Raw genomic sequence first — 16,829 nt, 5'->3', positions numbered from 1 at the left:
TTACCGATATTTGACACAAAAGGGAATAAAATAAGGTAGAATAGTAAAAAACTGTCCTGTAGAGGGCAGTGAGGAGGACAAGTATGGCAATCAGATTATTTGCCGCTATTGATGTGGGATCTTTTGAACTTGAACTTGGCATCTATGAGATTTCCCCTAAAACGGGAATCCGCAAGATTGATCATGTCCGCCATGTCATCGCCCTTGGTAGGGACACCTATAAGAACGGAAAAATCCGCTACGAATTAGTAGACGAAATGTGCAAGGTAATTGAAGACTTTGCAGATATTATGCAGTCCTATAAAGTCACAGGATACCGTGCCTATGCGACCAGCGCACTTCGGGAAGCAAAAAACAGTCAGATCGTACTGGATCAGATCCGGGTAAGAACCGGCATTGAGGTTCAGATTATCAGCAATTCCGAGCAGCGTTTTATCAGTTACAAGGCAATCGCCTCCAAGGATGCGGAATTTAATAAAATTATACAAAAAGGGACTGCCATCGTAGATGTGGGATTTGGAAGTATGCAGGTATCCTTGTTTGATAAGGACGCTCTTATATCCACCCAGAATCTGATGCTTGGAGTATTGAGGATCCGTGAGATGATGGGCGATATGCAGGTGAGTACCCAGATGCAGAACACCTTGATTGAAGAGATGGTTGACAATGAGTTAAACACGTTCCGCAAGGTTTATTTAAGAGACCGTGAGATTAAAAACCTCATCGGTATCGGGGAGAGCATTCTTTATCTTTCAAGAGAAAGCCATGGCGGAAAGCCGGTAGAGTGGATCACTGCGGAGGAATTTATTATTTTTTATGAAAAGATCAAGTTAATGTCTCTGGACCAGATTCAGGACCGGTTTGGTGTCAATGCAGAATACGCCGCTCTTTTAGTTCCTGCCGCGATTATTTTTAAACGTGTTTTGGAACTGACCGGAGCTGAGATGTTCTGGATTCCAGGAATCCGCTTATGCGACAGCATTGCTGCAGAATACGCAGAAGAAGCCAGGACAGTGAAATTTCATCATGATTTTTCTGAGGATATTCTGGCCGCCTCCAGGAACATGGCAAAGCGTTATAAGTGTCATGGTCCTCATACGGTTTCCATGGAAAAGTATGTACTTGGAATTTTCGACTGCATGAAGAAGTATCACGGTATGGGCAAACGGGAGCGGCTTCTTTTACAGATTGCGGCCATTTTACATGCATGCGGCAAATTTATCAGCATGAGAAAGCCAAGTGAGTCCGCTTATAACATTATTATGTCAACTGAAATAATTGGCCTGTCCCATATGGAGCGGGAAATTATTGCCAATGTAGTACGGTACAACGGTCTGGAATTTGATTATAACCGGGTGCAGCTCAATGAGGAATTATTCCGTAATACAAAGGGAGAATTGTCTCATGAGGATATTACCATTTTAATTGCAAAGCTGACAGCCATATTAAGGCTTGCCAATTCCATGGATCGCAGCCACAAACAGAAATTATCAGACAGCCGGATGAATGTTAAGGAAGGGAAGCTTGTAGTAACCACATCTTATGAAGGAGATATGACACTGGAAGCATTATCGTTTAATCAGAAGGCAGATTTTTTTGAGGAGATATTTGGTATCAGGCCTGTACTGAGGCAGAAGAGGAGGTTATCCTGATGGCAGACATGAATGAAATTTATTACAATCCGGATAATTATGTAAATCGAGAGCTGAGCTGGATCGAGTTTGATTACCGGGTATTAAGTGAGGCAAGAGATAAAAACCTGCCTCTTTTTGAGCGGTTGAAATTTTTGAGCATAACAGCTTCTAATTTAGATGAATTTTATATGGTTCGTGTGGCTTCCTTAAAGGATATGGTTCATGCAAAATACACCAAACCGGATATTGCAGGCATGAAAGCCGATGAGCAGTTAGAGAAGATCAGCGAACAGACCCATGAGCTTGTTTCTTTGCAGTATTCCACCTATAACCGTTCCATACTTCCTGCTTTGAAGCAGAACGGACTTCGTGTCATCTCCAGTCACGAAGATTTAAGTGAAGCAGAGGGCATGTTTGCAGATACGTATTTCATCCGGGATGTTTATCCAGTGCTGACTCCTATGGCTGTGGACTCCTCCAGACCATTTCCTCTGATTCGAAATAAATCGTTAAACATCGCGGCACTTTTAAAAAAGAAAAGCGGTGAAGAGGAACTTGAGTTTGCCATGGTGCAGGTTCCCAGTGTTCTTCCAAGAATTGTGGAGCTTCCTGCCGATGAATCAGGGGAGCGGTCCTTTATCCTTCTGGAACAGATTATTGAACGGAACATGGGAAGTCTGTTTTTAAATTACAACGTTGTCACCTCCCACCCATTCCGTGTCATGAGGAATGCCGATCTGACCATTGATGAAGAGGAAGCTGTTGATCTTTTGGAAGAAATTGAAAAGCAGCTTAAAAAACGTCAGTGGGGAGAAGCCATCCGTCTGGAAGTGGAAGATAAAATAGATAAACGCCTGTTAAAGACCTTAAAGAGAGAATTAAATATAAACTCCAGTGATATATTTGAGATTGCAGGTCCCTTAGATTTAACCTTCCTCATGAAGATGTACGGACTGAATGGCTTTGATCATTTAAAGGAAATCCCTTACATTCCGCAGCAGGTTCCTGAACTGATGAATGAAGATGATATCTTTATAAATATCCGTAAGGGAGATATTCTTCTTCATCATCCCTACCAGACCTTTGATCCCGTGGTTCAGTTTGTAAAAACCGCCGCAAAGGATCCGGAGGTACTGGCAATAAAACAAACCCTTTACCGGGTCAGCGGAAATTCCCCGATTATTGCCGCTCTTTTGGAAGCTGCGGACAACAGGAAACAGGTTTCTGTTCTGGTGGAACTGAAAGCCCGCTTTGATGAGGAAAATAATATCAACTGGGCGAAGAAACTGGAAAAAGCCGGCTGTCACGTAATTTATGGACTGGTAGGATTAAAGACTCACAGTAAGATAACCCTGGTGGTGCGCCGGGAAGAGGATGGCATCCGCCGTTACGTTCATCTGGGTACCGGAAATTATAATGATTCTACTGCCAGGCTTTATACAGACTTAGGACTGATGACGTGCAACCCTCAGATCGGAGAGGATGCAACTGCAGTATTTAACATGCTTTCCGGATATTCGGAGCCTCTTCACTGGAACAAACTGGTTGTGGCACCCATCTGGCTGCGAGCCAGATTTTTAAAGATGATACGCCGGGAAACCAGGAATGCGGCGGCCGGTAAGCCAGCTCACATTATAGCTAAGATGAACTCCCTGTGTGACAAAGAGGTGATTGCTGCCATGTACGAAGCTTCCTGCGCAGGAGTGACCATACAGCTGATTGTAAGAGGCATCTGCAGCTTAAAAGCAGGTGTTCCTGGTTTAAGTGAAAAAATTACAGTACATTCCATTGTAGGTAATTTTCTGGAACATGCCAGAATCTTCTATTTTGAAAATGACGGAAGTCCGGAACTTTATCTTGGAAGTGCCGACTGGATGCCAAGAAACTTAGATAAGCGGGTGGAAATTATGTTCCCTGTGGAAGATGAGAAGCTCCTGGAACGAATTATGCATGTCCTGAAAATACAATTAGAGGATAATGTTAAGGCTCATATTCTGCAGCCGGATGGGACATGGGAGAAGCCGGATAAAAGAGGAAAGACCCTGATCAACTGCCAGGAGCAGTTTTGTGAGGAGGCATCTCTGTATGTCAGAGCGGAACTTGGCAGGCTGGATCCGGCTGGCAGCAGGGTGTTTATTCCGACTGAAAGTCAGGGATGAGAGGGTGTTCCTGATTTACCTTTTTATAGGTTTTTTGTAAGAAAATAGTAAGGCAAAGATACCTTTCTTGTGGTAAAATGGATGCAGGCTTTTTCTTTTTCAATTTGAGAACGCCGCTTACATAACGACAAGGGAGGTATTTTTCAATGTCCGAGACAATAAGCATTCTGGTTGTGGATGACGAGAAAGAGATTGCGGATCTGGTGGAGATTTATCTGGTCAGTGACGGATATAAAGTATACAAGGCAAACAATGCAGAAGAAGGACTGGAGGTTCTGACAAAGACTCAGATCCATCTGGTACTCTTAGACATTATGATGCCTGGGATGGACGGTCTGACCATGTGCAAGAAGATCAGGGAAACCAACAACATTCCGATTATTATGCTCAGTGCCAAGTCAACAGATTTAGATAAGATTTTAGGACTTGGAACCGGTGCAGATGATTATGTGACAAAGCCCTTTAATCCACTGGAGCTGACTGCCAGAGTCAAATCTCAGCTGCGCCGTTATACCCAGCTTAATCCCAACAGTGCGGTAAACGAATCGGCAAAGAATGAAATAGGAATCAGGGGACTGACCATCAATAAGGATAATCATAAGGTGACGGTATATGGAGAAGAGATAAAACTTACCCCCATCGAATTTGATATCCTGTACCTGCTGGCTTCCAATCCGGGAAGAGTGTTCAGTACAGATGAGATATTTGAAAAAGTATGGAATGAAAAGGTTTATGAAGCCAATAACACGGTAATGGTACATATCAGGCGTCTGAGAGGAAAGATGAAGGAAGACACCAGACAGAACAAGATCATCACAACTGTTTGGGGGGTAGGATACAAAATTGAAAAATGATATCAATCATCGTTTCCATACCCGGGTCATTGCCAATATATTTTACAGTGCCATTGTAACGGTTCTGATCGAGATATTTTTGGTAACCAATGTATCGCTGATTGCATCTTATATGAGGAGCACTCAAAAGGACAATGCGTTCCTTGAGATGCTCACCTCATTTGATGTGGTGGTGATAATTATCTATGTTGTTTTTGGAATTGGTATATTCGCAGTGACGTTTCTCCTGCTTCAGGAAAAATCCATGCGTTACATCGGAAGAATCTCCGATGCAATGCAGAGGATTTCTGAAGGAGATTTAAACATAACAGTGGATCTTGAAGGGGATGATGAGTTCTCCGTCATGGCAGCCAGTTTAAACAAGATGGTTGGAGATTTAAGAGATTTAATGGATAAAGAGCGGGAAGCGGAGCGGACAAAGAATGAATTGATTACCAATATTGCCCACGACCTGCGAACACCGCTTACTTCCACCATCGGTTATCTGGAGCTCTTATCCAAAGATGGAGTTATTGACCAGGAACTGCAGAAAAAGTACATAGGGATTGCATACGTAAAGACAAAACGGCTGGAAAAGCTGATTGAAGATCTGTTTGGATTTACCAAGCTTAATTACGGAAAGATTTCAATGAACGTTTCAAAAGTGGATGTTATAAAACTTTTAAGCCAGCTGCTGGAGGAGTTTTATCCCAGTTTTATGGATAGGAACCTTTCCTATGAGCTGCAAAGCAATGTCCCCGTCCAGATCGTTTCAGCAGACGCCAATCTTCTGGCCCGTCTGTTTGATAATCTCATTAATAATGCAATCAAATACGGAGCAGATGGAAAGAGAATCCTGGTTAAGGTACATGGAAGTGAAGAACTTGTATCGATCCAGGTGGTAAACTACGGATATGTCATACCGGAAGAAGAACTTCCTCTGATCTTCAACAAATTTTACCGTGTGGAGCAGTCTCGTTCCACCAATACAGGAGGAACAGGTCTTGGCCTTGCCATATCCAAAAGCATTGTGGATATGCACGGGGGAACCATTCATGTCTCCAGTGACTTGTCAGGAACTGTATTTACGGTAAAACTGAAAACTAATTTTGATGTGAATAAAGAGAACTTTGGAAAGATAGGGTGACAAAATGAAACTCAGAAAGATATCCCTGATTTGTGCCATGGCGCTCACGTTGGCAGGCAGCTCATTGCTGCCTGTTTTCGGCATGACCGCAAATGGTACGGAGAATGGCGGGAATGGGGGAAGTTCCTATTCTGAAGAATATGTTGGTGAGAATACTTCCGGTATCGGCATGGAGGTTACATATGGATATGACGGAAACGCCAAGGCAGACCGCTATGTTCCTGTGAATTTCTCACTGAAAAGCCAGTCTGCATCACCCTTTAACGGTACAGTGCGCGTCGAGGCGATGGAATCCGATTATGACATCTATCAGTACGATTACCCCATTACCCTGGATGCCATGGGTTCTGTAGAGAAATCTCTGGATATTCCCGTGGGAAGAGCGGATATTTTATATGTAAAGCTGTTAGATTCCCAGGGTACAGAACTAATAAGAAAGCGCTTAAAGATGAACGTGCCCACAGATGTGGCAGAACTTTATGCAGGTATATTGTCTGACGCACCGGAGAAACTGTCCTACATGGAGGGCGTGGGAGTCAATTACAGCGCTGTGAAAATAAGAACGTTTCCTATGCAGGCGGAGAAGCTGCCCGATCATGTGATCGGTCTGGATCTGCTTGATGTACTTGTCATAACCGATTATGATACCAGAAAGCTTTCAAAGGATCAGATATCTGCCATAATGGAATGGGTAAAGGATGGAGGAACCCTTCTTCTTGGAACCGGCGCCCGTGCAGATGATACGCTGTATGCGTTCCGGTCAGACCTGCTCAATGAAGATTACGAAGTACCTGCAGAAAAATCGGTGGACATGGGAGTGGAGTATGCCACGAATGGTCCTGGAGATTCCTTTATGAATCTTGTCTGCGCCGATATCTCTTTAAAGGGAGGAACCGGTGTCCTGTCTAATGATCAGTTTCCTGTTTTAACAGCTGCAGTCAGGGGAAAAGGAGTTGTCGGTGTTGCAGCCTATGACTTTGTTGATATTGCTCCGTTTTGCGAAACACAGCGTTCCTACGTTGATAAGATGTTTACGGCTCTCCTTGGAGAAACCAGATTAAATAATCTGTCTTCTTATTTATATAGCGGCAATTCCGGCCAGTTCTGGTCCGTTCAGAACATGCTTAATACTGGAGACGTGGATAAGCTTCCAGGTCTTGCGTTCTATTCCATCGTTATTTTATCCTATATTGTGCTGGTGGGACCAGGTACTTATCTGATTTTAAAACGGAAAGACAAGAGACGTTATTACAGGACTGCGATTGTGTCTGTGTCTCTTCTGTTTACTGTGGTGGTTTACTTCATGGGTGCCAAAACCAGGTTTCGGGACACCTTTTTTACCTATGCCACAATTTTTGATAATTCCGAAAATTATGAGGATGAATATACCTATATTAATATGAGAACCCCTTATAACAGAGCCTATTCCATACTATTAGATCCCTCCTATAACCTTCTCCCCATAACCAGAAGCAAGTCCTATGAAAGGGCTCCTGTGCCAAAGTTTACAGGTAGTGAAGATTATAATGTACGGATCAGCTATGGGGAAGACGGAACAAGAGTATCTGCACAGAATGCAGCCGCATTTTCGCCTAAATACTATGCATTGAAGAAAAGAACTTCAAATGATAACCGGAAGGGCCTGTGGGCGAAAATCACTCTGTTTAATGGAAATGTATATGGAACGGTTACCAATGAATATCCTTTTTCTGTGGAAAAGGTAGGGATTCTCATGTATGGCAAGATGGTTATCATTGATGAGCTGAAGCCAGGGGAGACCAAACAGCTGGATGGGGTTTCTGTTATCAATTATCCCATCAATAATTCCTTCCAGGTATCTGCCCGGGTAACAGGAGGCTACCAGTATTCAAAGGCGGATATAGAAGACCCGGATTATATGCTTGCTCTTTCAAGAACCAATATTTTAAGCTTTTATCTGGACCGGTATTCCTCTTTTTACAACCAGGAAGCACGGATTGTAGCGTTCAGCGAGGATCAGAAGGATAATCAGTTCCTTGTAAACGGGGGATATGAGACCTATGGGGTAACTATGTATACCTCTGCCATCAATGTAAATTTGAAAAAGGATGATGAGACTTACAGATCTGCGCTGATGCGAATGCCTTCAACAGTAAGCGGACAGTATTATTCGGATACCAATGCCATCTACGGCGTGGATCCGGTTGCGCTGGAATATTCTCTGGGTAATGATGTGAGCGTGGAGAAACTGATATTTGAGAATCCTTCCGAAGAATTTTTAGACAGTCAGAGTACGAATTATACCAATATATTTAAAGGGAAAATGTACTTTTACAATCACGATACTGGTAATTATGATCTCATGGATCCAGGAAAAACAGAATATTCGGCGAGGGAACTGGTCTCATATTTATCACCGGGTAATACACTGACAGTCAAATATGTCTGTGAGGACAGCGTAGAAAACAACTGGTATGTGACACTGCCCATGCTGATGGTTCTGGGGAGGAATAAATGATATTAGAGATTAAAGATTTAAAGAAAAAATTCGGCAAATTTCATGCCTTAAACGGTCTTGATATAATGATTCCCGAAGGATCCCTGTATGGTTTTGTAGGACCCAATGGAGCGGGAAAAACCACTGCTATTAAGATTATGACAGGCCTTTTATTTGCAGACAGCGGTCAGGTCTTAATTAACGGGACAGATGTGTCTGACGGTTTGAATTTACTTAAGCAGGAAATCGGCTATGTGCCTGATTTTTTTGGAGTATATGACAACTTAAAGGTCAATGAATATATGGAGTTTTTTGCTTCCTGTTACGGAATTAATGGTCTCAAAGCCAGAAGCCGGTATATGACTCTTTTGGAACAGGTAGGGCTGGAGGATAAATCAGATTTCTATGTAGACAGTTTATCAAGAGGCATGAAGCAGCGCCTCTGTCTGGCCAGAGCCCTGATTCATGATCCGCTCCTGCTGGTACTTGATGAGCCTGCCTCTGGTCTGGATCCAAGAACACGGTTTGAGTTTAAGGAGATTTTAAAAGAACTGAAAGAACAGGGAAAGACCATTTTTATCAGCTCCCATGTTCTGTCTGAGCTGTCTGAGCTGTGTACTGATATCGGAATCATTGACCAGGGAAAGATGGTTTTAAGCGGAAGCATGGAAGAGATTTTAAGGCGGGTGAATGCGACCAATCCCCTGGTTATTTCCATTCTGGGCAGTAAGGAGAAAGCCCTTACTATTTTAAAAAGCCAGCCCTGTGTGCAGACGATTGCAGTCAAGGAAGGGGATATCCGGGTGAATTTTATCGGAGACCAGCAGGATGAGGCCATTTTACTTCAGCAGCTGATTGATGCGGAAGTAATGGTTCATGGATTTAGCAGGGAACAGGGGAGTCTGGAATCCTTATTTATGCAGATTACAGATCCTGATAAAGAAAAGGCGGTGCTTGTACATGAAAACGAATCCGGTTTATAAGCGGGAGACCATGGTCAGCGCCAGAAGTTTCCGGCTGGCACTGATTCTGGTGATTTTTAATTCCATCCTGGCGCTGGTAATTCTGCTAAATATGTATTCCGTAGTAGAACGGGTAAAGCTGACGGCTGAGATCCAGTATTCATCCTTTACCACTTTATACGTATTTGTCGCAGTTGTGGAATTTGTTATGCTGATGTTTATTATGCCTGCACTCACTGCAGGGAGTATAAGCGGTGAACGGGAACGGCAGACCCTTGATATTTTGCTGACCACAACCATGAAGCCATCAGAAATTATATGGGGAAAGCTTTTATCATCTTTCAGTACCATGTTTCTCATGGTGGTTTCCAGCTTCCCTCTGCTTGCGGTTTCCTTTGTGTATGGCGGAGTAATGATTCATGATGTGCTTCTGCTGCTGCTTTGTTATCTGACCGTTGCACTTCTTTGCGGAAGTATGGGAATCTGTTTTTCCTCTCTTTTAAAACGATCAACTGTAGCCACCGTGGTGAGCTACGGGGTATTGGTTTTTATAGCAGCAGGAACTTATGCAGTCAATATATTTATGCTTTCCATGGCAAGAATGAATATGGACAGTTCTTATGCTTCCAGTATTAATGGAGTGACAGATCAGGCAAACTCTGGTCCCTGCCTGTATTTGCTACTGTTAAATCCAGTGGCAACCTTTTACGTGATGATCAACAAACAGGCGGGGATTAATCCGGTGATAAGCAGTTTAAATAACTGGTTTGGACCTCACCCGGATAATTTCATCATGAATAACTGGGTGCTGTTAAGCATCCTGATTCAGCTTCTTCTGGCAGCCATATTTATTCTGATAGCCATAAAGGGCGTCAGTCAGCCCAAGAGAAGAAGAAAAAGAAAAAAATAAGAAGGAGATTTTTATGCTTACAATCGGCTGTCACTTATCTTCATCCAAAGGATTTCTCGCCATGGGCAAAGAAGCTGTGAAGATCGGTGCGGATACATTTCAGTTTTTTTCAAGAAATCCAAGAGGAACGAAAGCCAAAAAACTTGATCCGGAAGATATCGGGCGTTTTCTCTCTTTTGCGAAAGAGCATGAAATTAACCGGATTCTTGCCCATGCCCCCTACACGCTCAATGCATGCTCTGCAGACGAGGGGTTGAGGGAACTGGCCAGAGATACCATGAAAGATGATTTGGATCGAATGGAATATATTCCTGGTAATTGTTATAATTTTCATCCTGGCAGCCATACTGGCCAGGGAGCAGAAACAGGAATCCGTTATATTTCCCATATGCTGAATCAGATTTTAAGATCAGACCAGAAAACCACGGTTCTTTTGGAAACCATGTCGGGAAAAGGCAGCGAAGTGGGACGAACGTTTGAAGAGCTTCGCGAAATTCTTAATCAGGTTGAATTAAAAGAATGCATGGGAGTCTGTCTGGATACCTGCCATGTCTGGGACGCAGGTTATGATATTGCCGGAGATTTAGATGGAGTTTTAAATGAATTTGATCGGATCATCGGTCTTTCCAGGTTGAAAGCCATACATTTAAATGACAGTTTAAATCCCCTTGGTTCCCATAAGGACCGGCATGCAGCAATTGGAGAAGGAATGATCGGATTTGATGCGTTAAAACGGATCGTTGAACATCCCAGTCTTAAGAATCTGCCTTTTTATCTGGAAACACCCAATGATTTACCTGGATATGCAAAAGAAATTGCCATGATGCGGGGCAGGGGATAGCCAAGACATCATCTGTGCAGTATAATATGTAATAAAAATCTAAAGGAGGAATCGGAATGGGAATTGTAAAAGCGTTGACTTCAGCAATCGGAGGCTCACTGGCTGACCAGTGGCTGGAAGTGATAGAGGCAGGCAATATGGGAGATCAGACCCTGTTTACCAGCGGTGTAAAGGTTCGGAAAGGATCCAATACAAAGGGAACTGATAATACGGTTTCAGACGGTTCCGTCATTCATGTTTACCCCAACCAGTTTATGCTTCTGGTTGACGGTGGAAAGGTAATTGACTATACAGGGGAGCCTGGATACTTTACCGTTAAGAATTCATCCATGCCCTCTCTTTTTAATGGTCAGTTAAAGGAAGCAGTCAGCGAATCCTTTGACCGGATCCGTTTTGGAGGTCAGACACCGACTGCCCAGAAGGTTTACTTCATAAATCTGCAGGAAATTAAGGGAATCAAGTTTGGCACACCCAATCCCATTAATTATTTCGATCAGTTTTACAATGCAGAGCTGTTTTTAAGGGCTCACGGCACTTATTCCATAAAAGTAACAGACCCCATTCTTTTTTATGCAGAGGCTGTACCAAAGAATGCTGATCATATTGAAGTGGAGGATATTAACGGGCAGTATTTATCGGAATTTTTAGAAGCCCTCCAGTCTTCCATTAATCAGATGTCTGCCGATGGAATCCGGATATCTTATGTAGCTTCCAAGGGCAGAGAACTGGGGCAGTACATGTCAGATGTGTTAGATGACCAGTGGAGAGCCGGAAGAGGAATTGAAATCCAGTCTGTGGGAATTGCAAGCATCTCCTACGATGAAGAATCCAAATCATTAATTCAGATGAGAAATCAGGGAGCAATGCTCAGTGATCCGGGCATACGGGAAGGTTATGTTCAAGGCGCCGCGGCCAGAGGAATCGAGGCAGCGGGAAGCAATGCCAATGGTTCACTGGCAGGATTTATGGGAATGGGTATGGGAATGAATACTGCAGGTGGATTTATGGGAGCTGCTTCCGCAGCCAATGCAAATCAGATGCAGATGAATCAGGCAGCAAAGAATGCAGGTGCACAGGAAACATGGACCTGTAGCTGCGGCAGCGTTAACACAGGTAAATTCTGCCCGGATTGCGGCAGCAAAAAGCCGGAAGGCCCTTGGACCTGTGGCTGTGGAGCGGTTAATACCGGTAAATTCTGTTCTGAATGCGGAAAGCCAAGGCCATGAGTGGGATTATATCCTATAAGTGTCCCAACTGCGGGGGGCCGTTAAAGTTTAATCCTCAAAAGCAGAAGTATGCCTGTGAATACTGTTTGTCTGAATTTGCACAGGAAGCACTCATGAATGAGGAAGAAAAGACGCAGGAAGAAAAGAAAGAATCAGCGGTTCAACCAGAGACTTTATTATACACTTGTCCCAGCTGCGGTGCTGAACTTGTAACGGACAGCACCACTGCAGCGTCCTTTTGCTATTACTGCCATAACCCGGTTATCCTATCCCAGCGTCTGAGCGGGGAATTTCATCCGGATTATGTGATCCCCTTTTCTTATGATAAGAAAGAGGCTACAGCGATCTTTCGGGACTGGCTGAAGAAGAAACGATATATTCCCAAGGCATTTTACAGTGAGGATCAGATTGAAAAGATCACAGGCGTCTATTTTCCCTATCTTCTATATAGCTGTACCACTCAGGGAAGTCTGGAAGCGAGAGCGGAGCGGATCCGGGTATGGCAAAGTGGTGACAGAAGGTATACGGAGACTAAGACATATGAAGTGAATCGATCCGGCACCATGCCGGTAAAATTTGTACCACGCAATGCATTAAAGAAAGCAAACCATAAACTGGTGGAAGGTGTACTTCCATTTGAGACTGACAAATTAATACCTTTTACAATGGGATATCTCTCCGGATTCGTTGCAGAGCGCAGAGATATGGAGGACCAGGAATTTACAGATGAGGTAAAGTCTGAGATCAGAACCTTTGCAGCTGATACACTGCGTAACAGCATCTCGTCTTATGATTCTGTAAGGGTTGAAAATCAGGATATAAAGTTAGAGGACGAGACATGGGAATATGCACTTCTTCCAGTGTGGACGCTTACTTATAATGATGAAAGTAAAAATCGGATTTATTATTTCACCATTAATGGACAAACAGGAAAGGTATGCGGCGAGATCCCGGTTGACAAAGGGAAGCTGATGCTTCTCTTTGCGAAAGTATTTGTCCCTGTGTGTCTGTTACTGCTGCTTGTGGGGTATTTTATATGAGAATAATAAAACTATTTTCTGGCATTTTAATATTCCTGATATCTGTATTCCTGTTATTTGGAAAGATGCCAGCTGCTTACGCGATGCAGAATCAGGAACATAACGGGAACGAAGCAAGGGTTTATGATGATGCAGATCTTTTCTCGGCAGATGAGAAGGAGGAATTTGAAACTACAATCCAGTCTATGAAAAAAGAGATGAATATGGATGTGGTGATCGTAACATCTGATGATACCGGCGGGAAAGCTGCAAAGGACTATGCGGAAAGCTTCTATATTGAAAGAAATTTCGGAGTGGGGAGTGATTACCGGGGAGTTTTATTTTTAATTGATATGGATAACAGGGAAATGTATATTCTGCCTGTAGGAAAGATGAACCGTTTTCTGACTGACAGCAGATGGAATGCAATTCTTGATGATGCGTATAAAGAGATCAGCCAGGGTGATTATGCAGCCTGTGCCAGGACTTATCTGTCCGGAGTGACCAGATATTACCGGGCAGGGATACCGGGAGGCCAGTATAATTACAATAGCGATACGGGAGAGATCAGTGTTTACCGAAATATAGAGTGGTATGAAGCTGCGTTGGCGATATTAGTGGCGGTAGCCGCAGCCGCAGCTGTGTGCGGTGGTGTGAAAAGTCAGTATTCCATGACGAAAGAGAGAGGAAGAGCAGCTAACTCCCTTCTGGCTTACCGGGCAGACTGCGAGTTTCATTATTCACGGCAAAATGACAATTTAGTGAATAGCGTTGTGACCCATGTGATCATACCCCGAGATACTGGGGGAAGCAACCGCTCATCTGGAGGCGGAATGTCTTCAGGGGGGCGAAGCACTGTTCATACAAATTCTGGCCGCACCATGGGTGGTGGGGGAAGGAAATTTTAAAACAGGATAGAAGTCTGAAAAGTTGTATACATCCCAGCTTTTTCAGCTTCTACCCTGTTTTTTTGATCTTATCCAATCTCGTCTGTTACGGGAAATTTGCTTCTAAATAGCAAAGCAAATCGTTCTCCAGCCATGGAGATCCCAACCCCTGCGGCGACCAGAAGACCACCTGAAAAGGTCGCCATAGTAAAGCCTTTCCTGGTAATCAGATCCAGTATAATTCCGGTAAAAATCTGTCCGGTAAAGGATAGAAGCGTAAGCCTGAATGAAGGAATTTTGGGAACTGTTACATTGAAAAGTAAAACAGTGATAACTCCTAACGTTCCTCCAAGGTAGATCCAGACATGGGGGGAAAGAATAAAACTGTGAAAGACCGCTTCATTTCTTCCAAAAAGAAACAGAAGAATCAGCGTTACCGGAAGTCCTGTCAGATGATTGATAAAGGAACCTTTAAGAGCTCCGGTGTGTTTTGATAAACCAGCATTGACCGTGCGGGAGAGAACGATGGTAATCCCACTTAGAAAAGAGATCAGAACCGGAAATGCTGTTCCGTAGAACGAATGGTTCAGCATGACAACAATGCCAAGAAAGGCCAGGATCAGTCCAGCCAGCGTGTGCTTTTTAGGCGGATATGCTGTCATTCCAAAGAGTCCCAGCCAGTCTATGACAAGGGAAGCAATTGCCTGTCCCAGAAGCCCTAAGGCAATAATTCCTGTTATACTGATTTTCCCGTATGCGAAATTACTGAATGCAGTCGTCAGCACTCCGATGATTCCGCCTGTGTATAGCCACCAGGGGAGTTTTTCTGCTGACTTCTGACTGGAGTCACGAAGAAGCTGAAGCAGAAGAAATGCAAATAAAACACCTACGATATGAATGATAACAGCCGCTCCAAATACCCCGTACTGTGCTGTCAGACCTCCATTGAGCGCAATCATAAATGATATAATTACGCCGGCAAGGAGAGAAAGAAAATAATACATAAAATCACCTCCGATTTCGAATCCAAGCATACCATACCCCGTTGACAAGACGGTATGACATATGTCATACTCCAGAAAGAGACAGGGAGAAGGGGATGCAGATGAATTTAACGGAACAGAGAATCAGAAATATATATTTTCAGTTTCATTTATCAGATATGGATCTTGGTGATTCTGCTTTGCTTCGGTTTGCACCTGGAGAGCTGATCTTGCAGGAAGGTATGGAGATGAAATATTTTCTTCTGGTTGTTTCTGGAAAAGCAAAGGTCTGTTCTGCTTCTGCCAATGGAAAGGATCTTTTACTTTGCTATTATATTTCAGAAGGGATAATTGGTGATGTGGAGTTAATGACGGGTTCCCATATTGCAAACGCTACCATCAGTGCAGTGACAGAGTTTATCTGCATCGGTCTACCCTATAAAAAATACGAAGAGAAATTAAAACAGAATCTCCCTTTTGTCAATGACATAGGGAAAGAACTGGCATCAAAGCTGATTAGAAGTTCCAAAAAGAGTGTGATTACCGCTCTTCATACCTGTGAAGAACGGCTTTGTGCGTTTATTCTGTTTGCGGAACAGGAAGGAATTTTTCTGGAGACACTGGCAGATACGTCAAAATCCATTGGAGCCAGCTACCGCCAGACATTCCGGGTTATGAACATGCTTTGCAACGATGGTGTTATAAGAAAGGAAAACAGGGTATACCGGATTGTTGACCGCAGGGAGCTTTTATCCCGCACCCCGGATTTCTATCTGGAGTGAGGAAGAATGATCCCGTTAGTCCAGAATCAAAGGTACCGGCTGGTCCACAATCATGGAGTTCTCCGTAATCTGGCAGTCATATGCAAGGATGTGAACTCCTGCAGCTAAGGCCTTTTTTAAAGCTCCTTTAAATTCGGGCTGGGTTTCTTCGTTGGGAGAAAAGCCGGTCATTCCTTTCATCTGAATTACAAACAGAAGGTAGGCTTCATATCCGTCATTTTTTGCATGAATCAGTTCTTCGATATGCTTGATACCCCGTATTGTGGGAGCATCAGGAAAAAGAGCATGGTTGTGATTTTCCAGGGTCACCCCTTTTACCTCCATGAATGCAGGAGTGTGGGTCACACATCCAGACTCATCTTTGCCGATTAACTGAAAAGCCAGATCAAATCGGGATTGACCGTAGGTGACCTCTCTTTTTACATCACAAACTGACTCAGATCCAAGGATCCATTCATAAGCTGCTAAATTAGGCGCCTGGGAATCCATATTGATTAACAGTGTGTCTTTCTCCCTTTTTTTATAGACACCGATCAGAGAGTATTCTGTTTTCCTGCCGAGGACAGATGCTTCCGGATGATACTGAAGGAGTACTGTAACGCCCGGCAGAAGAAGTTCTTTGCAGCGGCCTGTATTTTTAACATGGCAGATTACGGTCTTTTCTTCTCCGTCCCCTGATAAAATCTGCACATAAGCGATAAAGCGGTTTGGGCGGTTAATAAAACTGCCTTTTACAATATTAGGATAGTTCAATGTGACAGTAACTCCTTTCTGCATTTCTGACAGTATCTTACCACATCATTGCAGGAGATGCAAATTAGAAAAATGTCCTCTATACAAGAACATATGTCCGCAATAAGAAAACTTTTTTGTCTGTTTTTCTTGCGCCCGAGTTTAAAGTGTGCTACAATGCTGGCAAGGTTTTTTCAATCACACTTATTAAGAGAGAGCAGGAAAGGAACGCGATACC

The 16,829-nt window shown here is 43.5% G+C and carries 14 protein-coding genes; 12 read left to right on the top strand and 2 right to left on the bottom strand.

Translation table 11 applies throughout. The features are described 5' to 3' along the window. Window positions 1–83: 83 nt before the first annotated feature. The 11 genes from ABS301_RS18545 to ABS301_RS18495 all read left to right on the top strand — a co-directional run bounded on the left by ABS301_RS18545 (window position 84) and on the right by ABS301_RS18495 (window position 14,115). A complete protein-coding gene (locus ABS301_RS18545) occupies window positions 84–1,652 on the top strand; it encodes a Ppx/GppA phosphatase family protein (protein ID WP_349673628.1) in 1,569 nt (522 codons plus the stop codon). Further along, window positions 1,652–3,793: an RNA degradosome polyphosphate kinase gene (locus tag ABS301_RS18540; RefSeq protein WP_349673627.1), complete on the top strand. Its 2,142-nt coding sequence runs from the start codon at window positions 1,652–1,654 to the stop codon at window positions 3,791–3,793. Before ABS301_RS18545 ends, ABS301_RS18540 begins: the two co-directional genes overlap by 1 nt. A 146-nt stretch (window positions 3,794–3,939) precedes the next feature. After that, window positions 3,940–4,647, top strand: coding sequence for a response regulator transcription factor (locus ABS301_RS18535; protein ID WP_104439107.1), 708 nt, complete (start codon window positions 3,940–3,942; stop codon window positions 4,645–4,647). A 1-nt stretch (window position 4,648) separates the two neighbouring features. Continuing rightward, window positions 4,649–5,773 (top strand): sensor histidine kinase, encoded by a 1,125-nt coding sequence (locus tag ABS301_RS18530; RefSeq protein ID WP_502877984.1) that lies wholly within the window; start codon window positions 4,649–4,651, stop codon window positions 5,771–5,773. Window positions 5,774–5,777: 4 nt separating this feature from the next. Then, window positions 5,778–8,270 (top strand): DUF8725 domain-containing protein, encoded by a 2,493-nt coding sequence (locus tag ABS301_RS18525; protein WP_349673625.1) that lies wholly within the window; start codon window positions 5,778–5,780, stop codon window positions 8,268–8,270. Then, entirely contained in the window at window positions 8,270–9,232 is a 963-nt protein-coding gene (locus ABS301_RS18520) for an ABC transporter ATP-binding protein (RefSeq protein ID WP_349673740.1), read from the top strand. Before ABS301_RS18525 ends, ABS301_RS18520 begins: the two co-directional genes overlap by 1 nt. Continuing rightward, window positions 9,210–10,121 (top strand): ABC transporter permease, encoded by a 912-nt coding sequence (locus tag ABS301_RS18515; protein ID WP_349673624.1) that lies wholly within the window; start codon window positions 9,210–9,212, stop codon window positions 10,119–10,121. Before ABS301_RS18520 ends, ABS301_RS18515 begins: the two co-directional genes overlap by 23 nt. Before the next feature lie 13 nt (window positions 10,122–10,134). Then, window positions 10,135–10,962: a deoxyribonuclease IV gene (locus ABS301_RS18510; protein WP_349673623.1), complete on the top strand. Its 828-nt coding sequence runs from the start codon at window positions 10,135–10,137 to the stop codon at window positions 10,960–10,962. Between the two features lie 56 nt (window positions 10,963–11,018). Continuing rightward, window positions 11,019–12,188: an SPFH domain-containing protein gene (locus ABS301_RS18505; RefSeq protein ID WP_349673622.1), complete on the top strand. Its 1,170-nt coding sequence runs from the start codon at window positions 11,019–11,021 to the stop codon at window positions 12,186–12,188. Next, window positions 12,185–13,228, top strand: coding sequence for a TFIIB-type zinc ribbon-containing protein (locus ABS301_RS18500; protein ID WP_349673621.1), 1,044 nt, complete (start codon window positions 12,185–12,187; stop codon window positions 13,226–13,228). Before ABS301_RS18505 ends, ABS301_RS18500 begins: the two co-directional genes overlap by 4 nt. Further along, window positions 13,225–14,115 (top strand): TPM domain-containing protein, encoded by an 891-nt coding sequence (locus ABS301_RS18495; RefSeq protein ID WP_349673620.1) that lies wholly within the window; start codon window positions 13,225–13,227, stop codon window positions 14,113–14,115. The genes ABS301_RS18500 and ABS301_RS18495 overlap by 4 nt, the downstream gene beginning before the upstream one ends. A gap of 68 nt (window positions 14,116–14,183) precedes the next feature. Here ABS301_RS18495 and ABS301_RS18490 read toward each other — a convergent pair whose 3' ends face one another. Next, window positions 14,184–15,098 (bottom strand): DMT family transporter, encoded by a 915-nt coding sequence (locus ABS301_RS18490; RefSeq protein WP_349673619.1) that lies wholly within the window; start codon window positions 15,096–15,098, stop codon window positions 14,184–14,186. Between the two features lie 101 nt (window positions 15,099–15,199). Between ABS301_RS18490 and ABS301_RS18485 the strand changes: the two genes are divergently transcribed. Further along, window positions 15,200–15,859, top strand: coding sequence for a cyclic nucleotide-binding domain-containing protein (locus ABS301_RS18485; protein ID WP_349673618.1), 660 nt, complete (start codon window positions 15,200–15,202; stop codon window positions 15,857–15,859). Window positions 15,860–15,874: 15 nt separating this feature from the next. Here ABS301_RS18485 and sfsA read toward each other — a convergent pair whose 3' ends face one another. Next, window positions 15,875–16,612: a DNA/RNA nuclease SfsA gene (sfsA, locus tag ABS301_RS18480; protein WP_349673617.1), complete on the bottom strand. Its 738-nt coding sequence runs from the start codon at window positions 16,610–16,612 to the stop codon at window positions 15,875–15,877. Window positions 16,613–16,829: the final 217 nt, after the last annotated feature.

The organism is Lacrimispora sp. (genome assembly GCF_031982545.1).
Taxonomy (GTDB): Bacteria; Bacillota; Clostridia; order Lachnospirales; family Lachnospiraceae; genus Lacrimispora.
Note: the sequence above shows the minus strand (reverse complement) of the source record. Positions and strands in the feature narration are given on the sequence as shown.